The following is a 25840-nucleotide window of genomic DNA, read 5'->3' as shown; positions in this document are numbered from 1 at the left end:
AGCACGTTCTGAAAAATGACAAAAAAAAGAGAGCGATCACTCGCTCTCTTAAAAACAACTGAATATCGCCCCCGTTATTGGGGAGTATTAGGTGTCTGACTGTTGGCAAAGATGGCTTCGATATCGATGGCATCGAAGCGATAGTGACTGTTGCAATATTCACAACCCATCTCCACCAGCCCCTTCTCCTGAATGATAGCGTCTATCTCTTCCTTCGCCAGGGTGCGGATCGCTGCGGCACTGCGCTCACGGGAACAGGTACACTTGAAGCTGACGCTTACTGGGTCGAACAACCGTACCTGCTCCTGATGGTAAAGACGGTGCAGGACTTCAGTAGCCGGCAGGCTGAACAATTCTTCAGCTTTAATAGTAGCGGTCAGCTGAGTCAGGTGTTCAAACTCGGTATTTTCACTCTGCTCACTCGGCAATACCTGCAACAGCATACCGGCGGCATGTTCACCATTGGCAAATAACCAAATACCTGTAGGCAATTGCTCCGACTGCTCAAAGTAGCTCTCCAGACATTCTGCGATGCTGGGCTTATCCAGGGCCACTACCCCTTGATAACGCTCACCTTCGGTCGGGGTCAGGGTGATGACCATATAACCTTGGCCAAAGAGCTGATCCAGTGTTGCATCTGTGGCAATCTCGCCTTGCCAGCGGGCAACGCCCCTTAATTCCTGACGGTTATTGCCGTTGATCACCGCCAGTGACACCGGACCACCCTGCCCCTGAAGCTGTACACTGATATCACCTTCAAATTTCAGTGTTGCCGTCAGCAGCGAAGTCGCCGCCAGCAACTCACCCAGCAGGACCTTAAGGCGCTCCGGGTAATCATGGGTGCTAATTATCTGGCGATAGCTATCACCAAGCTGGGCCAGTTCACCCCTTACATCAGCGTTATCAAACAGATAGCGATGGAGAGTATCTTGGTTCATTGGGTTTCTCACAGTTAATTCAGGTCTCGCGGAAGCGAATGATTTGCCGCCGCTGTTTCTTATCCGGCTTGGTATCGGGCGCCGGATTATGCAATATGTTGAGCCTTCTGGCTTCAGCATTGCTTTCCCGTTTTTGTATGCTCTGCGGCGTTTCTTCGTACAGGCTCTGGGCGATAGCCGCTCCCTGACGGACACCGGAAACTTTTTTTATGACGATCTCTTTTTCGTCATATCCCTGGCGTAACCTAATGCGCGCACCGACTTCTGCCAGCTTGCTGGATTTGGCTCTTTGACCGTTGTAATGTACTTTACCGCCGTTGATCATCTCTTTGGCCAGGGCGCGGGTCTTGTAAAAGCGCGCCGCCCAGAGCCATTTATCGAGCCGGACCGCCTCGGCGTTGTCATTGCTATTGGCCATGGATACTCCTGTCATAATTGAAAAAGGGGATGAGCTCACAACTCGGGGATAAACCCCTTGTCCAAGCCGCCAATACGGGGTTAAACAGTGGAGCGCTTCACACCCTTTCCAGGCGCGCAAAGGTAGCATAATCGTACAATTTTCGCCAACCAACCCCCTGTTATGGTCTTGTTGCAAACAAGAGTGTGAGTTAGCATGGCGAAGGTTTCATTCACTATTATAATCAGAACAGAGACCTGATTAGAGGGTCCGGAAAATATGGATTTATTGGATAAGATTATCGCCAAGACGGGCAGCATACCGCAAAAACCCGCCAGCACTGCCGTGTTTTGGCTATTGTTGCTATTGGTTCTGTATTTGACGGCACAGATTAGTTGGAAACTGATCCCAACAGGAAAACCGACTGCCAACTGGACACCAACCCCGGTGTCTGGTCCCCAATCACAGAATGTCGATATCAGCGGTATCAATGGTTTGGCGCTGTTCGGCAAAAAAGACGCCAGCAGCACCAAGCCTAAAGAAGTCTCAACGGAAATGATCACAGATGCGCCCAAAACGTCACTGTCGATTCTGTTGACCGGGGTGGTGGCGTCCAGCGCCGAGCAGAAAGGCCTGGCAATTATCGAGTCTCAAGGCAGCCAGGAAACCTACAGTCTGGGCGATAAGATCAAGGGCACCTCAGCATCGCTGAAAGAGGTGTATGCCGACCGTATCATTATTACCAATGCCGGTCGTTACGAAACCCTGATGCTCGACGGCCTGCAATATACTACTCAGTCACAAGCCAATGCTCAGCTGCAACAGGCCCGCAGCGGTGGTGACGTGACCAAGGTTGACCGCCGTGATGCCGACATTGGCCGCGAGTTGGTGGCTTCCCGCGATGAGTTGCTGGCCGATCCCAGCAAGATTACCGATTACCTGGCAATTTCACCGGTTCAAAAGGATGGCGAAGTGCAAGGGTACAGACTCAATCCGGGCAAAGATGCCGGATTATTCAAGGATGCCGGGTTCCAGCCCAATGACCTGGCAAAATCCATCAATGGTTATGATTTAACTGATATGAGTCAGGCGCTGGAGGTGATGGGCCAGTTGCCGGAGCTGACCGAAGTCTCTGTGATGGTAGAGCGCGAAGGTCAGTTGGTTGAAATCATGTTCAGTTTGCCGCAATAAAGCAGGTTTAGAGGAAAGCACAATAATGAACAATAAACGGATTCGAACCAAGCTTATCGCTGGTCTGGTAGCTACCGCGGCCTTGCTGACCCAGCCAAGCGCTTGGTCTGAGCAATATGCGGCAAACTTTAAAGGCACAGATATTCAGGAGTTTATCAACATAGTTGGTAAAAACCTCAACAAGACCATCATTGTCGATCCCACTATTCGCGGCAAAATCAACGTCCGCAGCTATGACATGCTCAACGACGAGCAATATTACCAATTTTTCCTCAACGTGCTGCAGGTCTACGGCTATGCTGTGGTCGAGCTGGAAAACAATGTCATCAAGGTGATTAAAGACAAAGACGCCAAGACCTCTTCGATTCGGGTTGCCGATGACAATACCCCGGGACTTGGCGACGAGATGGTGACCCGCATAGTGGCGCTGTACAACACGGAGGCCAAGCAACTGGCACCTTTGCTGCGTCAGCTCAATGACAACGCCGGTGGCGGCAACGTGGTCAACTATGATCCTTCCAATGTGTTGATGATCACCGGCCGTGCCAATGTGGTCAACAAGCTGGTGGAAATCGTGCGCCGGGTAGACAAGCAGGGCGACACTGAAGTGCAGGTGGTGCCCTTGGAATACGCTTCTGCCGGTGAGATGGTGCGGATCATAGATACCCTCTATCGCGCCAGCGCCAACCAGGCACAGCTACCGGGCCAAGCGCCCAAGGTGGTGGCCGATGAGCGGATCAACGCCGTGGTAGTCAGTGGCGATGAACGCAGTCGTCAGCGAGTAGTAGAGCTTATTCATCGCCTCGATGCCGAACAGGCCAGCACAGGCAATACCAAGGTGCGTTATCTGCGTTATGCCAAGGCCGAAGACCTGGTGGAAGTGCTGACAGGGTTTGCCCAAAAGCTGGAAGCTAAAGATGGTGCAGCACCAGCCCCCGGCAGTGCTGGCGGTAAACGCCGCAATGAAATCAATATCATGGCCCATGAAGACACCAATGCCCTGGTGATCAGCGCTGAGCCGGATCAGATGCGTACCCTGGAGAGCGTGATCAACCAATTGGATATCCGCCGCGCCCAGGTACTGGTGGAGGCCATCATAGTCGAGGTCGCCGAAGGGGATGATGTGGGCTTCGGCATTCAGTGGGCCACCGAGGCCGGCGGCGGTACTCAGTTCAACAACCTGGGCCCCACTATAGGGGAGATAGGCGCGGGTATCTGGAATGCGCAGGACAAGAAAGCCTCCCAGACCTGTACCGGTTCGGGTGACAACATGACCTGTACCGACAACCCTGACACCAAGGGCGATATCACCCTGTTGGCCCAGGCGCTCGGCAAGGTGAACGGCATGGCCTGGGGTGTGACCATGGGCGACTTTGGCGCTCTGATACAGGCGGTGTCCAGCGATACCAACTCAAACGTATTGGCGACCCCTTCTATTACTACCCTGGACAACCAGGAAGCCTCATTCATCGTTGGTGACGAAGTGCCTATCCTTACTGGCGCGCAGAACTCCAGCAATGGCAACAGCAACCCATTCCAAACCGTTGAACGCAAAGAAGTCGGGGTTAAGCTCAAGGTAGTGCCGCAGATCAACGAAGGCAATGCCGTCAAGCTCACCATTGAGCAGGAAGTCTCCGGCATCAACGGCAAGACCAATGTGGACGTGACCTTTGCCACCCGCCGCCTGACGACTACCGTAATGGCCGACTCGGGCCAAATCGTGGTGCTGGGGGGGCTAATTAATGAAGAGGTACAGGAAAGCGTCCAGAAAGTACCTTTCCTGGGCGATATCCCGATTCTGGGGCATCTGTTCAAGTCATCCAGCAGCGGCAAGAAGAAAAAGAACCTGATGGTATTTATCAAGCCGACCATCATCCGTGATGGTGTCACTATGGAAGGCATTGCCGGCCGTAAATACAACTACTTCCGTGCCCTGCAGCTGGAACAGCAAGAACGTGGTATCAACCTGATGCCGAGGACTGATGTGCCTATTCTGGAAGAATGGAGCCAGGAAGAGTATCTGCCGCCTGAAGTCAATGAGATCCTCGATCGTTACAAGCAGGGTAAGGGGCTGGATACCAAGATGCGTAAAACAGACTCCACCTTGAAGACGCTGGATGAAAACAAGCAGGGCGAAGCCGATGAGTGAAGTCCAGCCGCCAACAGACGATCTGGCCCAGGTTTCCAGTGAACTGGCGTTGGTCGCCGAGTCCGAGAGTGACGAACTGTTTCATTCAAGCAGTCGTGAGCGACTGCCATTTGCCTTTGCTCACAGATACAACCTGGTGCTCAGCAAAGACCCGGAGGAACGGCTGACCCTCTATTACACCCAGGCAACGCCCTTGTCTGTGCTGTTTGAGGTGCGTCGCTATGCCGGCCAGGAACTGCCGCTGCACAAACTGGAAGCCAATGAGTTTGAGCGCTACCTGACTCAGGCCTATCAGAGTAATTCTTCCGAGGCGCAGCAGTTGATGGAAGACATAGGCAATGAGATGGATCTCTTTACCCTGGCAGAAGAGATGCCGCAGACCGAAGATCTGCTGGAAGGAGAAGATGATGCGCCCATCATCAAGCTGATCAACGCGCTATTGTCCGAAGCCATCAAAGAGGAAGCTTCGGATATTCACATCGAAACCTACGAGAAGCAGCTGGTGGTGCGTTTCCGGGTCGATGGCGTGCTCAAGGAAGTACTCAAGCCGAACCGTAAGCTTTCATCACTCCTGGTATCGCGGATCAAGGTCATGGCCCGTTTGGATATCGCCGAAAAGCGGGTACCGCAGGATGGCCGGATCTCACTGCGTATCGGTGGCCGCGCCGTGGATGTGCGGGTATCGACCATGCCATCGAGCCACGGCGAGCGGGTCGTACTGCGTCTGCTGGACAAGAACGCCGGCAATCTGGACTTGGCACAACTGGGAATGAAAGACAGCATTCGCCACCAGTTCGATGAACTGATCCGTAAACCTCACGGCATTATTCTGGTGACCGGCCCTACGGGGTCGGGTAAGAGTACTACCCTCTATGCCGGTCTGACCGAAATCAATCACAACGACATCAACATACTCACAGTTGAAGACCCGATTGAATACGAGCTGGAAGGCATAGGCCAAACCCAGGTCAACACCAAGGTGGATATGACCTTCGCCCGCGGATTGCGAGCCATTTTGCGTCAGGATCCTGATGTGGTGATGATAGGGGAAATCCGTGACCTGGAAACGGCGCAGATTGCGGTGCAGGCCTCACTCACCGGTCACCTGGTGATCTCTACCTTGCACACCAACACGGCTTCCGGCGCCATTACCCGCTTGCAGGACATGGGCGTTGAACCTTTCCTGGTGTCTTCCAGTCTGCTTGGGGTGCTGGCCCAGCGCCTGGTGCGGACTCTGTGTAACGAGTGTAAGGAAGCCCATGCCCCGGATGCCCGTGAACGTGAGCTCCTGGGCATAGGCGATGAAGATGCGGTGATCTATCGCGCCAAGGGCTGCAAGAGCTGTGGCCATAACGGCTATCGTGGCCGTACCGGGATCCATGAACTGCTGCTGGTGGACGACAACGTCCGCGAACTCATCCACGGTGGCCGTGGCGAACTGGCGATTGAAAAATATATTCGTCAACACAGCCCCAGCATTCGCCATGATGGCATGGTCAAGGTGCTGGCGGGGATCACTACCCTGGAAGAAGTGCTGCGCGTGACCCGCGAGGAGTAATTCATGGCGGCATTCGAGTATAAGGCGCTCAATCAAGCCGGAAAGCAAGTCAAAGGGGTTATCGAAGCCGATACCGCCAGACTGGCTCGCAGTCAACTGCGTGAACAGAAGCTGATGCCGCTGGATATCGCCCCGGTCACCGAAAAAGAAGCCAAGGCCAGCAGTGGCAGTTGGTTGGCGCGGCGCAAGAAGATCTCTGTGGCTGAACTGGCGCTAATCACCCGCCAGATAGCGACTCTGGTCGCTGCCGGTTTGCCGGTGGAAGAAGCCCTCAAGGCCGTAGGCCAACAGTGCGAAAAAGACCGTCTCGCCTCCATGGTGATGGCGGTACGCTCGCGAGTGGTGGAAGGCTACTCGCTGGCCGACTCCATGGCCGAGTTTCCCCATGTGTTTGATGATCTCTACCGCGCCATGGTGGCCTCGGGCGAAAAGTCCGGTCATCTGGAAATCGTACTCAATCGTCTGGCAGACTACACAGAGCGGCGACAACAACTCAAGACCAAGCTGACCCAGGCGATGATCTACCCCATAGTGCTGACCACAGTGGCTATCGGCGTTATCGCCGTGCTGCTGGCGGCCGTAGTGCCCAAAGTAGTTGGTCAATTTGAACATATGGGCCAGGAGTTACCCGGTACCACCCAGTTTTTGATCGCCGCCTCTGACTTTGTCCAGCATTACGGCTTGTTCGTCCTCGGCGCGATAGTATTGCTGGCACTGCTGTTTCAGAAGATGCTTACCAAGCCCGCCTTCAAACTCAAGTATCACAAGCTGTTGCTGCGTTTGCCTGTGGTGGGCAAAGTCAGTAAGGGGTTGAATACTTCACGCTTTGCCCGAACCTTGAGTATCCTCAGTGCCAGTTCAGTGCCGCTGCTTGATGGCATGCGGATTGCCAGTGAGGTCTTGCTGAATGTGCGGGTACGTCAGGCAGTGGAAGAGGCCACGGCCAGAGTGCGTGAGGGAACCAGTCTGGGGGCGGCACTGACTAATACCAAGCTGTTCCCGCCGATGATGTTGTATATGATAGCCTCGGGTGAGAAGAGTGGTGAGCTGGAGCAGATGCTGGAGCGCGCCGCAGATAACCAGGACAGGGAGTTCGAGTCCAACGTCAATATCGCCTTGGGGGTGTTCGAACCTCTGTTGGTGGTGAGTATGGCCGGGATAGTGTTGTTTATTGTTCTGGCAATTTTGCAACCGATATTGGCGCTCAACAATATGATTAGTGGCTGAGTCTTATTTCACCGCAGCCATTTGAGATTTTTTAGGAGGAAGTAAGTTAATGCAAAGCAACAACAGACAGAAAGGTTTTACCCTGTTGGAAGTGATGGTGGTGATAGTGATCCTGGGGATCTTGGCCTCCATGGTGGTACCCAATCTGATGGGTAACAAGGACAAGGCAGACCAACAAAAAGCGGTGTCTGACATAGTCGCATTGGAAAACCAGCTGGACATGTACAAGCTGGACAACAGCGTGTACCCCACAACCGAACAGGGACTGGAAGCTCTGGTCCAGAAGCCGACCATTTCTCCTGAGCCACGTAACTACCGCGACGGAGGCTACGTTAAGCGTCTGCCTATGGATCCCTGGGGTAATCCTTATCTACTGATGAGCCCGGGCGAACACGGCAAGATAGACGTCTTCAGCTCAGGCCCTGATAGCCAGCCCGGCACAGAAGACGATATAGGCAACTGGAATCTGCAAGATTTCCAATAAGATGCAAAACAAGCACTCACGGGGTTTTACCCTGCTGGAAGTGATGTTGGTAGTGCTGCTGATGGGGCTGGCAGCTACGGCTGTGACCATGACAATGGGGGACAGCGGTCCCAAGCAACAGTTAACCCGTGAGGCGCAGAGATTTATGGCGGCCACCGAGACTGTACTGGATGAAACCGTACTCAGTGGCCAGTTTATCGGCATAGTGGTGGACAAGGACAAGTACCACTTCGTGCTGTTTAAAGAGAACAAATGGCAACCGCTGGAGCAGGACAGGCTACTGGCCGAAAAGCAGTTGCCGGAAGGCATCAAACTGTCGGTAGAGCTCGAAGGCCTGCCTTTGGTGCAGGAAGATGAAGAGCAGGACTCCTGGTTCGACGAGCCCTTTATCGAGGAATCGGACGCGGACAAAAAGAAGTTTCCCGAGCCGCAGATCATGCTGTTGCCAAGTGGCGAAATGACAGCTTTCGAACTGAGCTTTATTACCAGCGACAGCATGGGCGAAACCGTTGAGGTGTTGGTAAGTGGTGATAGCCTGGGTCGCCTCAAGCTGGGGAGGTTCGATGATTTCGAATAAACTTGCCCGGCAAAAGGGGATGACGCTGCTGGAAGTGATAGTCGCTCTGGCAGTGTTTGCCATTGCGGCGGTGGCCATTACCAAGAGCATAGGCGATCAGATTGCCAATATGCCGATTCTGGAACAGCGCACCCTGGCACAGTGGGTGGCCGATAACCAGATGGTGGATGCCAGGTTGGAAAAAGGCTTTCCAGCTCTTGGACGCAAAGATGGTCGTAGCGAACTGGCTGGCCAAACCTGGTATTGGCGCAAAGAGGTGGTCAAGACCACAGATGATAATTTTCGGATGATCCGTATCAGTGTCAGCGATGATGACAAATTCGAGCGGATCATCGCTCAGGTGAACTCTTATGTACTCAAGCAGGAATAGCGGCTTTACCCTGCTGGAGATGCTGATCGCCATAGCGATCTTCGCCATGTTGGGCCTGGCAGCCAATGCTGTATTACAAACTGTGCTGAAGAACGATGAGGTGACCCGCGATTTTTCACAGCAACTCAAATACCTGCAGCAGGGCTTTGGGGTGTTGGAGCGGGATCTGGGCCAGATGGTGGCCCGTACTCCCAGGCTACTGGAAGGCGGCCGTGGCAGCACTGTGTTTCAAACCGGGACTGATATTCTGGACTCTGAATCCGAGGCGCTGGTGTTTTTTCGTCTCGGGTGGCTCAACCCGGGAGGCTTACTGCCAAGAGGCAGCCTGCAGTCTGTGGCCTATGTAGTACAGGAAGGCCGACTTGAGCGTTGGTACTATCCTTATCCAGAGCCGGAATTCGGCGCCGAGCCGATTAAAACCGTATTGATGGACAAGGTGCTATCGGTAAAGTACGCCTTTTTTGTCGAGGACAAGTGGCAACGTAAAGCCGATGCCAGCAAGTTACCCAAGGCGATCGCCATAGAGATAGAAACAGAGGACAGAGGCGTTATCAGCCGCAAATTCCTGTTGCCGATTGGAGCCCCGGCAGCCGACAAACAGAATGATAATAGTGGCGACACTAACAAAGGGGATAACAACAGCGGCACTAATACAGATGGTGGTCAGCAGGAGTCGGACGGCCAAGAGGGTAACGACTCAGGCCAAGGTAAAGAGGAACTCTGATGAAAGGCAAACAAAGAGGGGTTGCTCTGATAGTGGTGCTGCTGATAGTAGCGATTGTGGCCGTGCTGGCGACCAGTATTACCGGGCGCAATCAGTTATCAGTGCGCAGAACCTTAAATCTGGCGCAGTATGACCAAGCTTACTGGTATGCCATTTCGGCCGAAGAGTTAGCGCGTAAGGTATTGAAACAGGATCTGGATGACTCTGAAGGTCGGGTGCATCTGCAACAATACTGGGCACTGGCAGATGTCATTCTCCCGGCAGAAAATGGCGAAATCGGCGGCACCATTTCCGATCTTCGCAGCTGTTTTAACCTCAATGCCTTGAGTGTCAGCAGCAAAGAGACGACAGATGGGCAACCGCAGAAGATGCCGCTGGCCGCCAGACAGTTCAAAGGATTACTGGAATCCTTGGGGATGGATGAATTCGGTGCCGAACGTCTGACCCATACGTTGAAAGATTATCTGGATGAGGATTCGATAGCCTCACCCTTTGGCGCCGAAGATGCCGAGTATGAAGCGCGGGTTGTCCCTTACCGGGCGGCCAACACGCTAATGAGTCACAGCAGTGAACTCAGGGCAGTGTTTGGCTTTAACCAAGAGACTTATCGCATTTTAAAGCCCTATGTTTGCGCCATACCGGGAAATGACCGACAGTTGTTGAACGTCAACACCATCAAGGTTGAGCAGGCTGCACTGCTGGCTGGCATGCTGGAAAACCAGATCTCGGTAGGCGAAGCAGAAAGCATTATTAACCAGCGCCCAGCGGGGGGCTTCGACAAAATAGAAGATTTCTGGGCGCTGGGTTCTTTGACCTCGATTGCCAGTAAGAATGATCAGCTCAAGTCCAGTTTTGTGGTCAACAGTAAGTTTTTTAAGCTGGAGGCCAAGGCCAGGGTAGATGATGCCCTGTTCCGATTGGAAAGTATGCTGCATATAGTGGGTGGGAATCAGCTCGAAGTGTTGACCCGGCAATATGGCGGACAAGAATAACAGGACAAGCCCCTAAGCCTCCAAGGCCAGGGATTGTGGAGAATAATAGTGAGTGAACGCTTATTTATCCGTTTAGGCAAAAACCTGGGCTCGCCCTGCGCCTGGGTCGTATGGTCTGAGCAGGAACAGGAGATTATTGCCTCGGGAGAGCTGGTTGATGCGCGGTCGCTGGCGACCCTGACGCAACGAGCCGGTAATCGGCCGGTCGATGTGTTGGTGCCGGCCAGTGCCATTCAGCTCACTTCGGTCGAACTACCGGAGAAGGGCCAACGCCAGGCTCTCAAGGCGTTGCCTTTCCTGCTTGAAGATACCCTGGCCCAGAATGTTGATGAGCTGCACTTTGTCGTTGGCCCCCGCAGTGGCGAGAGCCTGAGTGTGGCCGTGGTTGCCCATGAGCAGATGCAAAACTGGCTCTCCTGGCTGAACGAGGCCGGGCTCAAAGTGCGTAAAATGGTACCGGATTGTCTGGCACTGGAGCGGGAAGACTGTGATTGGGCCCTGATGGCCTATGAAGATCAACTCTTGCTGCGTACAGCCGAGGGCATGGGTATGAGCATGCCCAAGGACTGGCTGCAACCCTTACTGCCCGGGCTGCTCGAAGAGCAGCAAACAGCACCGAGCCTGGCCTGCTATACCGAATTTCAATGGCCGGATCTGGAGTGTCGGCAGATGCCGCTGGAGATGCCCATGCTGGTGTTGGCCAAGGGGCTACTCAAGTCACCTATCAATCTGCTGTCCGGCCCCTATGTCCCCAAGCGTGAATACAGTAAGCATCTGCTGCTTTGGAAACGGGTGGCTGTTGTCGCCGCCATAGCTCTGCTGCTTGGCTTGGTTAACAAAGGGCTTAACATACATCAGATGCAGAGTGAGGCCGATGACTTGAAGGCGCAGAGCGAAAACATTTATCGTCAGGTGGTTCCCGGCAGTTCGCGGATAGTCAATCTGCGCTCGCAGCTGGAATCTCAGCTCAGAACCCTGCAGGGCAGTGGTTCGGGTGGTGAATTTTTTGCCATGCTGGATGGACTGGAAGGCGCTTTCAAACAAGTGCCGGATCTCAAGCCCAATAGCCTGAGATTTGATGCCGGGCGCAATGAAATCCGTATGCAGGTGACGGCCAAGAGCTACGCCCAGATAGAACAGTTCAAAGAGCTGGCCGGGCGTCAATTCCATCTCGAGGGTGGGGCAATGAACAGTACTGAAAATGCGGTCACCAGTACTCTGACCCTGAGGAGCAAATAAATGGAAAATTTGCGTAACTGGTGGGAATCACTGGCGCAGCGGGAGCAGCAATTGGTCGCGGCCATGGCAGTGATAGTCGCTGTCGGGATCCTTTATTGGGGGATCTGGACACCGATAAGCAATGCCGAGCAGAAGGCACAGAGTAACCTCAATGCTCAGACCCAGATGCTCAGCTTTGTGAAACAGACAGCCAATAAAATTGCCGGTATCAAACAAAGCGGCGACAGACCGGCTCTCAAGGGGAGTCTCAGCACTGTGGTGACCCAGAGTGCCGCCAGCTATGACTTAGAGATCACCCGCATGGCACCACAGGGGAAACAGATCCAGATCTGGATGGATGAAGTGCCCTTCGATAGCCTGATCTCCTATCTTGGGGATCTGGTACAGAAACAGGGCTTGTCGCTGGACAGCCTGGATCTGGCCGAAGGTGATAGCCCTGGCATGGTGAAAGTCAGACGAATCCAGTTATCTCAGTCGTAAGGTGTAATCTTGAAACTGATTAGTAAAATAATACTCTGTGTGCTGATCTACCTGGCATTTATGCTGGCACTCTTTCCTGCAAGGTTAGCGGTTTCGCTGGCACCTCTGCCAAGTAATCTGCAACTCGGTGGCGTCAGCGGTACTATCTGGAGCGGCAGTATTGATGTCATTAAGCTGCAACAACGTCAGCTGGAACAGCTGAGCTGGGATCTCAGTCCCTGGGCGCTGCTGACCGGCAAAGCCAAACTGGACTTCCAGCTGGGCAGTCGCGCCAGTGCTGTCAGTGCCAAGGGGCAAGTCACCTTGGCTGCCGGCGCTATCAGCGCCGAGAAGCTGCGTTTTGAAGCACCGGCAGAATTTCTCTTGGCTGGCAGTCGTCTGCCATTTCGCACCCAGGTAAGCGGTGAAGTCTCAGTGTTACTGGACACTCTGGCGCAAGGCCAGCCTTGGTGTGAGGCGCTCAGCGGCAAAGTATTTCTCAATCGGGTCGGCATCAAGAACCAGTTTGGCCAATATCCCTTGGGAGACATAGAACTCGGCCTGCAGTGTGTTGCCGGTCAGGTGCAACTGGCGACCGATGAAGAGAAAAACGCCATAGGCGTGGCCGGCACCTTGCTGCTCAAGGCCAATGAACAACTTGAGGTCAAGGCCCGCATTCGTGAGACTCAGGCTCAGTCTGAAGATCTGAAAAAAGCTTTGCCATTTCTGGGCAAGCGTGATCCCCAAGGATATTTCCCCATCAATTACAACGGCAAAATCCCAGGTCTTTAAATAAGCAGGCAGCCGGGTTTCTCTCGGCTGCCATTTGTTCAATTTGAGCTTTCCCGTTTAAAACCCTGCGGAAACCCGCCAGCGCTTGTATCCAAGTCGACTAATCTGAAAATTCCCACCGCCCAGACAAACTCTGCAGCTCTGTTATTTCGTGTGAATTGGTATAACATTGTAGCCTGAGTCACATTTTCAGTTTGTCAGCGTCAGAGGCCTCTATGACAGAGCGGCAGAAGAAGCCGGAAATATTACACACCGAAGTTGTTGCCCGCAGTCGTCTGTTTCAAATAGAACAGGTACATCTGCGTTTCTCCAATCAAGAGGAACGTCACTACGAGCGGATGAAAGGCGCCAGCCGCGGCGCCGTGATGGTGGTGCCGGTTCTCAATGGTGAGTGGTTACTGCTGGGCAGCGAATATGCCGCGGGAACCCACAACTATGAGCTTGGCTTTCCCAAGGGACTGATCGACCCGGGTGAAACCGCCGCCGAAGCCGCCAACCGTGAACTGCAGGAAGAGATAGGCTATGGTGCCCGTAAACTGACCAAGCTAAAGGAGTTGAGTCTGGCTCCCGGGTATTTCGCCAGTAAGATGCAAATTTTCCTGGCCGAAGATCTCTATGAGAGTCGCCTGGAAGGCGATGAACCTGAACCGATAGAGCTGGTTCCCTGGCCGCTGGCGCGCTGGCAAGAACTGCTGGACATGAATGATTTTTCAGAAGGACGCAGCGTCAGCGCCTTGTTTTTGGCGATGAAACAGCTGAGACTGACAGAATCCCCCTAAAAATGGCCGTAGCGGCCACTGACTTTTGCTTATCCGATGGAAAGCGTTTGGAGTAGTTATGAAGCCAGAAGAGTTGATAGATCATGTTATCGCCATTGCAATGGAAGCGGGGCAGAAAATTCGCCAGATCTACCAACAAGGCAGTTTCAGCAAGGAAACCAAGGAAGATAACACCCCTGTCACTTCGGCCGATATCGCGGCCCACAATATCATCTGCAGCAGGCTGCAGGCATTGACACCGGATATCCCGGTATTGTCTGAGGAAGCCGCAGATATTCCCCTTTCTGAACGCAGCCAGTGGCGCCGCTACTGGTTGGTGGATCCCTTGGATGGCACCGGAGAATTTATTGCCGGCAGCGGCGATTTCTCGGTGATTATCGCCTTGGTTGAGCACAACCGTCCTATTATGGGGGTAGTTTATGCGCCCATGACCGAGGTGTGCTACTACGCCATCGCGGGACTCGGCGCTTATAAGCGCACTTCCCTGGCGGAGCTGCGAATTCACAGCAAGCTGTTACCGAAAGAGCAAAATAACGCCCTGCGCCTGGCAGTCAGCCGCCGTCAGGATCCGCAGTCCGTGCTCAAGCTATTCAACCAACCCAAACATTGTGAGCTTGTAGCACTCGGTGGCGCTGCGCTCAAGAGCTGCCTGGTAGCCGAAGGCAGAGCGGATTGTTATGTACGTGTAGGCCCCACTGGCGAGTGGGATACGGGCGCGGCGCAGATCATCATAGAAGAAGCCGGTGGCCAGTTGATGGATACTGAGCTGCAACCCTTGACCTACAACGAGCGTGAATCCTTGGAAAACCCTAACTTTATCGTGGTCGGTTCCCCGAACCTCGAATGGGACAAGATACTGACCGGAGATTAATCTAATGCAGATAAGACCAATATCCAGAGCCGATCTGGATGCCGTATTGGCCTTAGAGCTGGCAACCTTCGGTGAGCATTGCTACCCGGACTTCTTTTTCCGTCAGGCATTGGATGCTTGGTCCAGTGGTTTTCTGGGGAGCTTTGTCGACGGTCAGCTGGTAGGTTACCTGCTGCGGGTGAGCAGCGAAAAGCCTGGACAGCACTGGCTGTTGTCGCTGGCTGTATCTCCGACGAAACAAGGCCAAGGGATAGGCAAGCACTTGCTCAGTGCTTGTCTGGATGATTGCCGCCACTGTGTCGATGAACTGTTATTAACGGTAGCGCCGGATAATTCGGCCCGCCATCTCTATAGCCGTATGGGGTTTGAAAACCTGGGGCTGGAAGCCGACTATTTTGGTGTTGGTGAACACAGACTGCTGATGCGCTGGCAAAGATAACCCCCTTATTCCAGACCAATGCCTCTCTTTACTGCAGATAAAAACACCGAGTGTTTTGCTTAATCGCGCCCCTCCATCAAGCCTGTCGATCGCTAGTCCAGCTTCACTTCAGATATAAAAAAACCGCTGCAAGCAGCGGTTTTTCCAGCTCAAAATGATTAGCCCTTTGGATAAGGATGCGCTACACCCTTGTGGCAATCCACACAGGTCTTTCTGCTTTCAGGATCTTTCTTGAAGTTCATGCTGTGCATTCTAACAGCCATTTTCTTCATGGTTTCAGGCTGGTTTTCATAGATGCGAGTATGACAATGCTGACAGTTGGCTGAGTCATTATCACGGAAGTAGTGCAGTGCTTTGTCAGCCTGCTCTTTACGGTTGGCATCCAACCATTCCTGAGTATTGAAGCCATCGATAGTCAGGAAACCGTAAAGATCCTTGGAAACGATGATCTTTTTCACCAGATAGTCAACCGGGCCGTGAGGCAGGTGACAGTCTTGACACTGAACAGTTACACCGGCACGACCGCCGCCGTGGGCAGAAGCCAGCACTTCATCTTTCAGTGAGTGGTTGCTGTGGCAGGTCATACAGAACGCATCTGTACTGGTTGCATGCAGCGTCTGCTGGGTAGCGAAGTAACCCACAACACCTATCACTATGCCGACAACCAGCAGCGACAGGATGGAATACTTTGCGCTGGGTTTAAAGATTGCACGCCAGTTCATCACTCTTCTCCAAAATAAAATTCTTATATCTATATTGAGCTATTCGTTGTTCTGAAATTTGATTATAAACCAGTTTTCTTTCATTAATCTGACCTGAAAAGTGCAAAATGAGACTTAGCTCTAACTCTCAAGGCCTATTGACGACTGGATTTTAAGTCGGCGCCATATATGCACTTTTCCTAAACCTAATGCATGGCACAGGCTTAATCAAGCATAGTCAATCGAATAATTAACATACAGCCAATTCTCGAAACAATAAATGTGATCCAAGCGACACCTAAGAGGTAATGCACAATTTATTTTGGACAAGAGGAAACTATTTAACCAATATGTCTGTCTATTGAGGCAAGCACCTATCGCGTGCTTTGCCAGACCCAAAGGATAATGATGAGAAGCTTGCTGCTGATACTGACACTGATAATGACGCTGGGACAGGCCATGATGCCTGCTGCTGCGTCTATAGCCGTGTCTGAGCATCAGCCGATGGCGACCATGAACCCATCTGCATCCGCTACCATGACCATGGATATAGATTGCTGCCAAGGCCAGCAGCATTGCCCCGACTGCGATCTGGGCATGGATTGCGACACCATGGGCAACTGTGCCAGCCACTGCACACCAGGTGTAAGCCTGCTTACTACCAGCCACCCTTTGGTGATGACTGGAAGCCAGCAGATTACCCTGCCAAGCTGGAGCCTGCAAACCACCATACTCTCACAGCAAACACCCCCTCCCAACTCAGTACAGATGTAACACTGGCCATCAGGCCACACAGCTTTAGTTAATGTTTTTACATCTGAATATTTTTGGGAGTTCCCACTATGTCTGCATACAAAATTTCTGCATCTCGTTTTAGCGCCGCCCTGTTAGTGCTTACCGGCCTGTTTATGACTCCTGGCAGTTTCGCTGCTGAATTAAACTTGCCGGATAATCTGGCGATCAAGGCTATCGATGGCCAGGCAGTATCCAACTTTGACAGCCACAAACTGGCTGCCGGTGAACATGTCGTTGAGCTCCAGTACCGGGATATTTTTGCCGTCAATGCCGATGACTCGGGCGCTTGGGTCAAATCCGGCCCTCTTTACCTGACACTGACAGTGGCTGGACAACAAAGCCTACAACTGCAGTTACCGACTCTGGATACCGAGGCCGAAGCCAACGCCTTTATTCGCAGCCCACAGTTGCAAGTAGTGGATGAAGCCGGCCAGGCTGTTCCTGCCGAGGTAATGACCCATGGGGGCCTGATGGCCGACTGGTTGGCACAGCTGCGCCGCTGAGTTTTCAGAGTGGAGTGAGGCAGAAGGTCAGCCTACAAACCAATGATTGCCCGAGAATAGCTGAAGATATTTTCGCACTTCTTCAGATGTGAATCACATCAAGGCAAGCATTTTAAAGCATGGTAGACTAATGGGGTTCATTCTCTCTGGAGTTCAAGCTCAAGATGCTATCGGTTCGCCGCCACATCCTGGTTCTGTTTACCATGCTCGCATTGCTCGGGCAGGGTATGCTAACCAATGGACACTGGATGGTACCCACAGCTGAAGCGCATTCCGGGGAAATGCACTCCACGGCACACCCAATGGCTGCCACCATGGATTGTCACCCTCAACAGACACAGCGCAGTCACTGCTGCGATGACCCGCAAGTTGATACAGTGCTTCCCGACACTGTGAGTCATTGCTGTGAAGGCAAAGGATTCTGCAAGAGTGACTGTAACCATTGTCTGGTGATATCCGTAGCGGGTACCCTCATCGCCGTCGGTTCCTGGCCGGTGATGTCTCTGCCCGAAGCCGCCGTGGCCACGCCTATGCCTCATTTCCACTCTGTTTCTGTCGGCCAGACTATCAAACCACCCATAGTTTGATGCCCACGGCACACTTGTGCCCAAAATCTGCCAATAAATACAATTTTTTATGGGATAAGCCCTAGGAATGCCAGCCGGCGCCTGGTCAAAGCCGTATCCCAAACGGAGTGAATCAATGAAAACCTTTATCAGTGTCCTGATTATTGCCTTACTGTCTGTCACCCTGGCCCGTGCCAGCTTCGCAAACGAACGCGAACATCATCACGGCCAGCAACAAGCCGCCGTAACAGCCGAATATGCTTGCCCCATGCACCCTGAAGTGACGGGTAACAAAGGGGATTCCTGCCCCAAGTGCGGTATGTTCCTGGAAAAACAGCAACAAGCCGGCTACCACTGTCCCATGCATCCTGAAGTGACTGGCAAGAAAGGTGACTCCTGCCCCAAATGTGGTATGAATCTTGAGCCTGTAACAGGCCAGAAACACCACCACCACTAATCAAGCTGTAGCTGGAGATGAGGCATATGAGCGATTCAAACCGTAAACGCCAACGACTGGCCTGCGCGCTTAGTCTGGTGTTGGCTGTCGGCCCGCAATGGAGTATGCAGGCAATGGCCCAGGGCAATCAGCCCCAAGGGCAGGAACAACACAAAGATCATCAACATGGGACGGCAACTCAGGAGTATTACTGCCCCATGCATCCGGAAGTCACCAGCCATGAGCCGGGACGTTGCCCCAAGTGCAACATGTTTTTGGTCAAAGATGAGGCTACTGAAGCCTTGGCAGAACCAACACAGGCCCTGCAAAAAACCTATGTTTGCCCCATGCATCCGGAAGTGACCAGTCACGAGCCGGGACGCTGCCCCAAATGCAACATGTTCCTGGTTGAAGAGGAAGAAGAGGAGCCCGGTTCCCATGCCGGTCACGCCCAGACTATAGAAACCCAGGTTACAAAAACCAAAGCCACGGAAAACAAGGCTGATGACCATAGCCAGCACGCCATGCAGCAGACAAAGCCCGCGTTGGAGATTAAACCTGCACCTCTGGATCAGGGCAAGAACATCAAATATGTCTGCCCCATGCATTCTCATATCATCAGCGATGTGCCAGGCACCTGCCCCATCTGCGGCATGAATCTGGAAAAAGTCGAGATGGGCAGTCACTCGGAAACCGTTGAAATAGATGTCTCAGGCCAGATGCAACAAGCCTTGGCCCTCAAAGTGGCCAAGGTAGAAAGGGACACGTTGTGGAAGTTCGTCAAAACAGTCGGCCAGATAGACTATGACGAGAGCCAGATCAGTCATATCCATGCCAGGGTCAATGGCTGGATTGAAAAGCTTAAAGTAGAGTCTGTCGGTGACAGGGTCGAGAAAGGCCAGCTGCTGTACGAGATCTATTCACCGGATCTGGTCAATGCCCAGGACGACTATCTGTTGGCCCAAGATACCCTGAAACGCTCAGGCAACAGTGCCAACTACCAAGAGCTATTGCGTAAGGCCGGGCTACGTCTTGAACTGCTGGGCATGAACCAAGAGCAGATCAAACAGCTGGCCAAGACTGGCAAGACCCAATACCGGGTTCCTTTCTACGCCCGCGAAAGCGGCATAGTCAAACAGCTCGCGGTGCGTGACGGCATGTATATACAACCTCAGACCGAGGTCATGTCACTGGTCGACCTCTCCAAGGTCTGGGTCATCGCCGACGTGTTTGAAAACGAGCAAAGCTGGCTGGAAGTGGGTCAGGCCGCCGAGGTCAATATCCCCGCCATGGGACTCAAGGGCATAGAAGGCAAGATTGACTATATCTATCCCGAGCTGGATCCCATCACCCGTAGCCTGAGGGTCAGAGTGGTACTCAACAATGATCAAGCAATGGAGCTCAGGCCCAAGACCTTGGCCAAGGTTTCCCTCTATGGTGGCCCCAAACGCGATACTTTGGTGATCCCCCAGGAAGCTTTGATCCAAACAGGCAAGGAGAACCGGGTCATAGTCAAACAGGATGATGCCAGTTTCAGCGCCAGAAAGGTCACTGTCGGCATGCTGAGTCAGGGTAAGGCAGAGATCCTCGAAGGCCTGCATGAAGGCGAAAACGTGGTGATTTCCGGACAATTCCTGCTGGATTCAGAGGCCAGTCTCAAGGGCAGCCTGATGCGCCTGAGCTCAGGCCACCAGCACTAGGAGGCAACATGCTGAAAAAAATCATTGAAGCCTCCATCAAACAAAGGGTGATGGTGCTGATTGTCACCCTGATGGTGACGGTTTGGGGGATTCAGGCGCTGCGTACCACGCCGCTCGACGCCCTGCCGGATCTGTCCGATGTGCAGGTCATCATCAAAACCGCCTATCCGGGACAGGCGCCTAAGCTGGTAGAGGAACAGGTGACCTATCCCTTGTCCACCGCCATGCTGGCCGTGCCCGGGGCCAAGACGGTGCGCGGCTATTCCATGTTCGGTGACTCCTATGTCTATGTGATCTTTGAAGATGGTACAGACATCTATTGGGCCCGCTCCCGGGTATTGGAATACCTGAGCCAGATAAGCAGCCGTCTACCCGAAGGGGTGCAACCCTCACTGGGGCCCGATGCCTCCGGGGTCGGTTGGATCTATGAATATGCCCTGGTAGACCGCAGCGGTAATCTGGACCTTTCGCAACTCAAGAGTTTGCAGGACTGGTATTTGAAGCTGGAATTGCAGAGTGTTGCCGGGGTATCGGAAGTCGCCACAGTCGGTGGCATGGAACAGACCTATCAGATAGTGCTGGAGCCGGACAAGCTGGCGATTTACAAGCTGGACATCGCCTCAGTCAAGCAGGCTATTACCAAGGCCAACAACGAGGCCGGCGGCTCTGTGGTGGAGATGGCCGAAGCCGAGTATATGGTACGCGCCAAGGGCTATCGTCAAACACTGGCGGACTTTCGTGAAATCCCGCTGGGGGTCACCAGCCCCTCAGGCACACCTCTGCTGCTGAAAGACGTTGCCACCGTACGTAAGGGCCCGGCATCCCGCCGTGGCATAGCCGAGCTCGATGGTGAGGGCGAAGTCGTCGGTGGCATCATAGTCATGCGCTATGGGGAAAACGCCCTGGCGACTATCGAGGCGGTGAAAACCAAGCTGGAAGAACTCAAGGCGGGTCTTCCCGAAGGCGTGGAGATAGTTCCCACCTACGACAGATCGCAACTGATTGAAAATTCGGTCGACAACTTGCTGCACAAGGTGCTGGAAGAGATGGTGGTTGTGAGCATTGTTTGCTTGCTGTTTCTGCTGCACGCCCGCTCGACCCTGGTGGCCGTCATCACCCTGCCACTGTCGATACTGATCGCCTTTATTGTGATGAACAAGATGGGGGTTAACGCCAATATCATGAGTCTTGGCGGTATCGCCATCGCCATCGGGGCCGTGGTAGATGGCGCCATTGTGATGATCGAGAATATGCACAAGCACCTCGAGCATTTCAAACAGGACCACCAGCGCCAACCCGACGCCAAAGAGCATTGGAAAATTGTCGCCGAAGCCTCCATTGAGGTGGGCCCGGCACTCTTCTTCTCCTTGCTAATCATTACTCTGAGCTTTGTGCCTGTATTTGCCCTCGAAGCCCAGGAAGGCAGGCTGTTCAGCCCTCTGGCCTATACCAAAACCTTTGCCATGGCCGCCGCAGCTGTGTTGTCGATCACCTTGGTGCCTATCCTGATGGGCTTCTTTATCCGTGGCAAGATCCCCTCGGAAAGCAGCAACCCACTGAGCCGGGTGTTGATAGCCATCTACAAGCCTATGCTCAATGCCGTGCTGCGCTTCCCCAAGTTGACCCTGCTGGCGGCTCTGGTGGCGCTGGCCAGTGCCTGGTATCCGGTGAGTCATATGGGCAGCGAGTTTATGCCCGAGCTCGAGGAAGGGGATCTCCTGTACATGCCAACAGCCTTGCCTGGCATCAGTGCCAGCAAGGCCGCCGAAGTGCTGCAGCAAACCGACCGGCTGATCAAAACCGTTCCGGAAGTGGCGCGGGTGTTTGGCAAGGTTGGCCGCGCCGAAACCGCCACGGATCCTGCGCCATTGACCATGCTGGAAACCACCATAATGCTCAAACCCAAAGAGCAGTGGCGCGAAGGCATGGATCTCGACGGCATTATTGCCCAGCTGCAAAGTACGGTAAAAGTGCCCGGTCTCACCAACGCCTGGGTACAGCCGATCAAGACCCGTATCGACATGCTGTCTACCGGTATCAAGACGCCTGTGGGGATTAAGATCACCGGCGCCGATGTTAATCAACTGCAGGAGATAGGGGCCCAGATAGAAGCGATTCTATCGGCGCAGCCTCATACCAAGTCGGCCTATGCCGAGCGGGTGGGTGGCGGCCGCTACATAGACATCACGCCGAAACTCGAGGTGACCTCCAGATATGGCATGACCCTGAGCGATATTCAGGACGTAGTACGTTACGCCATAGGTGGCATGAATATCGGTGAGTCAGTTCAAGGTGCCGAGCGCTATCCCATCAACCTGCGCTATCCAAGAGACTTGCGAGACAATATCGAAAAGCTCAGAGAGCTGCCGGTGATCACCAAGAGTGGCCACTATCTGCCGCTGCGCAATCTGGCCGACATCGAAATCACGGATGGCGCGCCTATGCTCAAGAGTGAGAATGGTCGTTTGATCTCCTGGGTATTTGTCGATATCGGCGGCACGTCCATCGGTGAGTATATCGAAGCCGTCAAGCCGGTATTGGAGCAGGAGCTCAAGCTGCCGGCCAGGTACAGCTACAGCTTTGCCGGCCAGTATGAGTATATGCAGCGGGTCGATGCCAAACTGCAGCAAGTGATCCCCATGGCACTGGCGGTGATCTTCATACTGCTGATGATGACCTTCGGCTCATCCATGCAGGCCAGCATCATTATGCTGTCGCTGCCGTTTGCCTTGGTGGGCAGTACCTGGTTGCTGTATCTGCTGGACTACAACATGTCGGTCGCTGTCGCGGTGGGCATGATAGCCCTTGCCGGGGTCGCCGCCGAGTTTGGTGTGGTCATGCTGGTGTATCTCAACAATGCCATCAAGCACAAGCAGGACAGAGGCGAATACCACAGAGTGGAGGACCTCAAGGACGCTCTGATTGAAGGTGCAGTGATGCGGATCCGCCCCAAGGCGATGACAGTGGCGACCATCTTCTTCGGTCTGCTCCCGATTATGTGGGGCGCAGGTTCGGGCAACGATGTGATGCAGAAAATTGCCGCGCCCATGGTCGGTGGCATGGTTACCGCCCCGGTGCTGTCGCTCTTTGTTCTTCCGGCGCTCTATCTTCTTATCTACCGTCGTCACTTAAGCAAGCCTAAGGCTGAATAAGCCTGTAGATGATTGCAAGAGCAAAAACGGCTGCCAATGCAGCCGTTTTTTATTGGATTGATATCAGTTACACCACTTCACCGGCAGCGTAGCCGGAACTCCAGGCCCACTGGAAGTTATAGCCGCCGAGCCAGCCACTGACATCCACCACTTCACCGATAAAATAGAGTCCGGGATGACGCTTGGCCTCCATGGTCTTAGAGGATAACTCATCGGTGTCCACTCCGCCCAGAGTCACCTCGGCGGTGCGATAACCCTCGGTGCCGCCGGGTTGGATCTGCCAACAATGGAAATAACTGTCCAGCGCAGCCACATCGGCCTTGGACAGTTGGTTAAGGTTCTTGTTGGGTAATTCGCCCAGCTCCAGCAGCCTCTCAACCAAGCGCTTAGGTAATAACCGAGATAGTCCATTTTTAAGCGACAATTTTGGTGATTCAGCAGTAATTGTTTTGCACCAATCGACAAAATCCAGATCCGGTAGTAAATCAAAAAGCACACTCTGGCCTGGCTGCCAGTAGGAGGAGATCTGCAGCACAGCCGGCCCGGACAATCCTCTGTGGGTAAATAACATGGCCTCTCTAAACTGCTTGCCGCACTCGGCTTTGGCGATAACCGGCAAGCTGATACCAGACAGGCCTTCAAACCTGGCCTTGTCTTCAGGCTGTAAGGTAAAGGGAACCAGCCCGGCAGTTGTCGGCAACACCTTGATGGCAAACTGCTCAGCGATGCGGAATCCAAACGGCGTTGCCCCGAGCTTGGGCATGGACAGGCCCCCAGTGGCTATCACCAGTGACTCACAGCGATATTCCCCTTCACTGGTTTGCAGGCTGTAACCGCCATCTGTGGCTGCCACAGAAAGAATTTCGGTACGCAGCTGAATCTTGACTCCGGCCCAATCGCACTCTGTGGTCAACATATCAACAATGTCTTTAGCCGAGTCATCGCAAAACAGCTGTCCGAGAGTCTTCTCGTGATAATCGATGCCGTGCCGCTCGACCATGGCGATAAAGTCCCACTGGCTGAAACGAGCCAGCGCCGACTTGACGAAGTGTGGGTTACTGCAGAGATAGGCGCCCGGTTCAATGTTCTGATTGGTGAAGTTGCAGCGACCGCCGCCACTGATCAGAATTTTGCGCCCCAGTTGTTTGGCGTTATCCAGCAAGAGGACATCCCGGCCCCGATATCCGGCAGTGAGGGCACACATTAACCCTGCGGCGCCAGCGCCGATAATGATCACCTGATGCTGTTTAACTGACATAACGCTCACTCTCTGGCCCAACAAGGGGCAATAAAAAAGGTTCATCGCAGATTAGTGTGGACTGGAAACGAAAACGGTTGGAGTTATTGTTTAGTCGCCAAACAAAAACAATGACCAACCATTCTCGATGTCGAATCTTACCTTTACCATTGCGCTCTGGGAAGGCTTTGAAGCCGTCCATACCGAGCAAAATCAACAAACCCTCATCATCCAGCTAAAATCGATTGATAATGGTCACTGTGCTTGCGCAAACCGGCCAAGGCCGTTCAAAACACCCCAAGCAATCTGATGAAGCTCAAGCGGCTTTTAAAAAACTTACCGATGGAAACTAAGACCAATCCGCATTGAAGTCTGATCTAATGGTAGGCAACTCAACACTTATAGTTGGCCCATGAAATCTGAAACTGCCGAAAGCTTGCTTTGCCTCTCTAAAAAAGAAAAAACCCCCAAAGCGTATGCGGTTACTCGCCGTGTCCATATTTTTGCAATCCCGTAATCGTACTCAAGTAGCGAACCAGTTGAAGGTGGCAAGATCCAGCGTCAACTCATGGGTCTCAAACTATCTNAAAGCGTATGCGGTTACTCGCCGTGTCCATATTTTTGCAATCCCGTAATCGTACTCAAGTAGCGAACCAGTTGAAGGTGGCAAGATCCAGCGTCAACTCATGGGTCTCAAACTATCTTGAGCAAGGGCTCGTAGGGCTTGAAGATAAGCAGCGACCCGGCAAAAGACCATCATTGTCCAATGACCAAAAGCGGAGGCTCGCCAGATATATTGAATTCAAAGCACAATCGAATGAGGGAGGCAGGCTAACCGGGGCTGATATCCAACAATACATATCGAGTGAGTTTGGTGTCGAGTACCACCTCAATCATATCTACAAGCTACTCAAGGGCATGGGGTTCAGCTGGATAACCAGCCGCTCCAGGCATCCCAAACAGACTCAAGGCGTGCAGAACGCTTTTAAAAAAGTTTACTCTGGAAACGATCCTTCACACACCTATCCATATACGACCACACCAGATTGATATTTGGTTTCAGGACGAAGCCAGATTTGGTCAGCAAAACCAAACGACAAGACTTTGGGCAAAACGGAGTAGCCGTCCCCGTGCAGTCAAACTGCAGCAGTTTGAATACGCGCATCTCTTCGGCGCAGTCTGTCCCGCAACAGGAGAAACTGAAGCCATCATCACGCCGTTTGTTAATAAGGACATCATGCGCCAGCACCTGGAACTGATCGCCAACCGAACTAAACCAGGATGACATGCTGTGGTGGTAATGGATGGTGCAGGGTGGCATACCAATGACATTGCAGTTGATATCCCCAACTTGTCGATATTCAAATTGCCGTCCTATTCCCCGGAGCTAAACCCCATCGAACAGATGTGGGGTTGGCTACGCCAACGTCATCTCGCTAATCGCGGTTTCAAAGGATATGAGGACATTGTGGATGCTTGCAGTCAGGCTTGGAACGACTTCGTCAGCAGTACAAAGCGAGTGATAAAGATGTGCACCAGAGACTGGGCGAAAGTGACTGAACTT

The 25840-nt window shown here is 53.2% G+C and carries 25 protein-coding genes and 1 pseudogene; 22 read left to right on the top strand and 4 right to left on the bottom strand.

Features of this window, described 5'->3' with window-relative positions:
- Window positions 1-74: 74 nt before the first annotated feature.
- Together hslO and hslR are read right to left on the bottom strand one after the other, a co-directional pair.
- Window positions 75-938 carry an Hsp33 family molecular chaperone HslO gene (gene hslO, locus CX650_RS11680; RefSeq protein WP_101095909.1) on the bottom strand — a complete coding sequence of 288 codons (864 nt, stop codon included), beginning with the start codon at window positions 936-938 and terminating at the stop codon, window positions 75-77.
- A 19-nt stretch (window positions 939-957) separates the two neighbouring features.
- Entirely contained in the window at window positions 958-1356 is a 399-nt protein-coding gene (hslR, locus tag CX650_RS11675; protein ID WP_039035164.1) for a ribosome-associated heat shock protein Hsp15, read from the bottom strand.
- A 258-nt stretch (window positions 1357-1614) separates the two neighbouring features.
- On the opposite strand from hslR, the gene gspC reads away from it, so the two are divergent.
- The 15 genes from gspC (at window position 1615) to CX650_RS11600 (ending at window position 15186) form a co-directional block, all read left to right on the top strand.
- Window positions 1615-2526: a type II secretion system protein GspC gene (gspC, locus tag CX650_RS11670; protein ID WP_039035165.1), complete on the top strand. Its 912-nt coding sequence runs from the start codon at window positions 1615-1617 to the stop codon at window positions 2524-2526.
- Window positions 2527-2551: 25 nt separating this feature from the next.
- The gene (gene gspD, locus CX650_RS11665; protein WP_101095908.1) at window positions 2552-4675 is read left to right on the top strand and encodes a type II secretion system secretin GspD; all 2124 of its coding nucleotides are present in this window, start codon (window positions 2552-2554) and stop codon (window positions 4673-4675) included.
- Complete coding sequence (gspE, locus tag CX650_RS11660) at window positions 4668-6233, top strand: type II secretion system ATPase GspE (protein ID WP_101095907.1); 1566 nt, start codon at window positions 4668-4670, stop codon at window positions 6231-6233. The genes gspD and gspE overlap by 8 nt, the downstream gene beginning before the upstream one ends.
- A gap of 3 nt (window positions 6234-6236) precedes the next feature.
- Entirely contained in the window at window positions 6237-7460 is a 1224-nt protein-coding gene (gene gspF, locus CX650_RS11655; protein ID WP_101095906.1) for a type II secretion system inner membrane protein GspF, read from the top strand.
- Window positions 7461-7509: 49 nt separating this feature from the next.
- A complete protein-coding gene (gene gspG, locus CX650_RS11650) occupies window positions 7510-7944 on the top strand; it encodes a type II secretion system major pseudopilin GspG (protein ID WP_039035169.1) in 435 nt (144 codons plus the stop codon).
- Between the two features lies 1 nt (window position 7945).
- Window positions 7946-8521 carry a type II secretion system minor pseudopilin GspH gene (gspH, locus tag CX650_RS11645; RefSeq protein ID WP_101095905.1) on the top strand — a complete coding sequence of 192 codons (576 nt, stop codon included), beginning with the start codon at window positions 7946-7948 and terminating at the stop codon, window positions 8519-8521.
- A complete protein-coding gene (gene gspI / locus CX650_RS11640; RefSeq protein WP_039035171.1) occupies window positions 8508-8891 on the top strand; it encodes a type II secretion system minor pseudopilin GspI in 384 nt (127 codons plus the stop codon). Before gspH ends, gspI begins: the two co-directional genes overlap by 14 nt.
- Window positions 8872-9615, top strand: coding sequence for a type II secretion system minor pseudopilin GspJ (gene gspJ / locus CX650_RS11635; RefSeq protein ID WP_039035172.1), 744 nt, complete (start codon window positions 8872-8874; stop codon window positions 9613-9615). The genes gspI and gspJ overlap by 20 nt, the downstream gene beginning before the upstream one ends.
- A complete protein-coding gene (gspK, locus tag CX650_RS11630; protein WP_039035173.1) occupies window positions 9615-10607 on the top strand; it encodes a type II secretion system minor pseudopilin GspK in 993 nt (330 codons plus the stop codon). The genes gspJ and gspK overlap by 1 nt, the downstream gene beginning before the upstream one ends.
- Window positions 10608-10655: 48 nt before the next feature.
- Complete coding sequence (gene gspL, locus CX650_RS11625) at window positions 10656-11846, top strand: type II secretion system protein GspL (RefSeq protein ID WP_101095904.1); 1191 nt, start codon at window positions 10656-10658, stop codon at window positions 11844-11846.
- The gene (locus tag CX650_RS11620; protein WP_101054185.1) at window positions 11847-12326 is read left to right on the top strand and encodes a type II secretion system protein M; all 480 of its coding nucleotides are present in this window, start codon (window positions 11847-11849) and stop codon (window positions 12324-12326) included.
- 9 nt (window positions 12327-12335) lie between these two features.
- Window positions 12336-13097 (top strand): type II secretion system protein N, encoded by a 762-nt coding sequence (locus CX650_RS11615; RefSeq protein WP_101095903.1) that lies wholly within the window; start codon window positions 12336-12338, stop codon window positions 13095-13097.
- Window positions 13098-13312: 215 nt separating this feature from the next.
- Entirely contained in the window at window positions 13313-13876 is a 564-nt protein-coding gene (nudE, locus tag CX650_RS11610; protein WP_101095902.1) for an ADP compounds hydrolase NudE, read from the top strand.
- Window positions 13877-13934: 58 nt separating this feature from the next.
- Entirely contained in the window at window positions 13935-14747 is an 813-nt protein-coding gene (gene cysQ / locus CX650_RS11605) for a 3'(2'),5'-bisphosphate nucleotidase CysQ (protein WP_101095901.1), read from the top strand.
- A 4-nt stretch (window positions 14748-14751) separates the two neighbouring features.
- Window positions 14752-15186: a GNAT family N-acetyltransferase gene (locus CX650_RS11600; protein ID WP_101095900.1), complete on the top strand. Its 435-nt coding sequence runs from the start codon at window positions 14752-14754 to the stop codon at window positions 15184-15186.
- Between the two features lie 158 nt (window positions 15187-15344).
- Here the strand turns inward: CX650_RS11600 and CX650_RS11595 are convergent, their stop codons facing one another.
- A complete protein-coding gene (locus tag CX650_RS11595) occupies window positions 15345-15908 on the bottom strand; it encodes a NapC/NirT family cytochrome c (protein WP_025010834.1) in 564 nt (187 codons plus the stop codon).
- 384 nt (window positions 15909-16292) lie between these two features.
- On the opposite strand from CX650_RS11595, the gene CX650_RS11590 reads away from it, so the two are divergent.
- The 6 genes from CX650_RS11590 (at window position 16293) to CX650_RS11565 (ending at window position 23039) form a co-directional block, all read left to right on the top strand.
- The gene (locus tag CX650_RS11590) at window positions 16293-16661 is read left to right on the top strand and encodes a hypothetical protein (protein WP_139190722.1); all 369 of its coding nucleotides are present in this window, start codon (window positions 16293-16295) and stop codon (window positions 16659-16661) included.
- Window positions 16662-16729: 68 nt separating this feature from the next.
- On the top strand, window positions 16730-17185 hold the full coding sequence (locus tag CX650_RS11585; RefSeq protein ID WP_071237637.1) for a DUF2057 family protein: 456 nt from the start codon (window positions 16730-16732) through the stop codon (window positions 17183-17185).
- Between the two features lie 248 nt (window positions 17186-17433).
- Window positions 17434-17772 carry a hypothetical protein gene (locus CX650_RS11580; protein ID WP_251100832.1) on the top strand — a complete coding sequence of 113 codons (339 nt, stop codon included), beginning with the start codon at window positions 17434-17436 and terminating at the stop codon, window positions 17770-17772.
- A 115-nt stretch (window positions 17773-17887) separates the two neighbouring features.
- Window positions 17888-18208: a heavy metal-binding domain-containing protein gene (locus CX650_RS11575; protein ID WP_045283941.1), complete on the top strand. Its 321-nt coding sequence runs from the start codon at window positions 17888-17890 to the stop codon at window positions 18206-18208.
- A 26-nt stretch (window positions 18209-18234) separates the two neighbouring features.
- Window positions 18235-19887 carry an efflux RND transporter periplasmic adaptor subunit gene (locus CX650_RS11570; protein WP_101095899.1) on the top strand — a complete coding sequence of 551 codons (1653 nt, stop codon included), beginning with the start codon at window positions 18235-18237 and terminating at the stop codon, window positions 19885-19887.
- A gap of 8 nt (window positions 19888-19895) precedes the next feature.
- On the top strand, window positions 19896-23039 hold the full coding sequence (locus CX650_RS11565) for an efflux RND transporter permease subunit (protein WP_101095898.1): 3144 nt from the start codon (window positions 19896-19898) through the stop codon (window positions 23037-23039).
- A gap of 67 nt (window positions 23040-23106) precedes the next feature.
- Here CX650_RS11565 and CX650_RS11560 read toward each other — a convergent pair whose 3' ends face one another.
- Window positions 23107-24297, bottom strand: coding sequence for a BaiN/RdsA family NAD(P)/FAD-dependent oxidoreductase (locus CX650_RS11560; RefSeq protein ID WP_045283940.1), 1191 nt, complete (start codon window positions 24295-24297; stop codon window positions 23107-23109).
- A gap of 573 nt (window positions 24298-24870) precedes the next feature.
- On the opposite strand from CX650_RS11560, the pseudogene CX650_RS11555 reads away from it, so the two are divergent.
- Window positions 24871-25840: pseudogene (locus CX650_RS11555) on the top strand (IS630 family transposase); the annotation flags it as partial.

Source organism: Shewanella indica (assembly GCF_002836975.1).
In the GTDB taxonomy this organism is placed as follows: Bacteria; Pseudomonadota; Gammaproteobacteria; order Enterobacterales; family Shewanellaceae; genus Shewanella; species Shewanella indica.
Note: the sequence above shows the minus strand (reverse complement) of the source record. Positions and strands in the feature narration are given on the sequence as shown.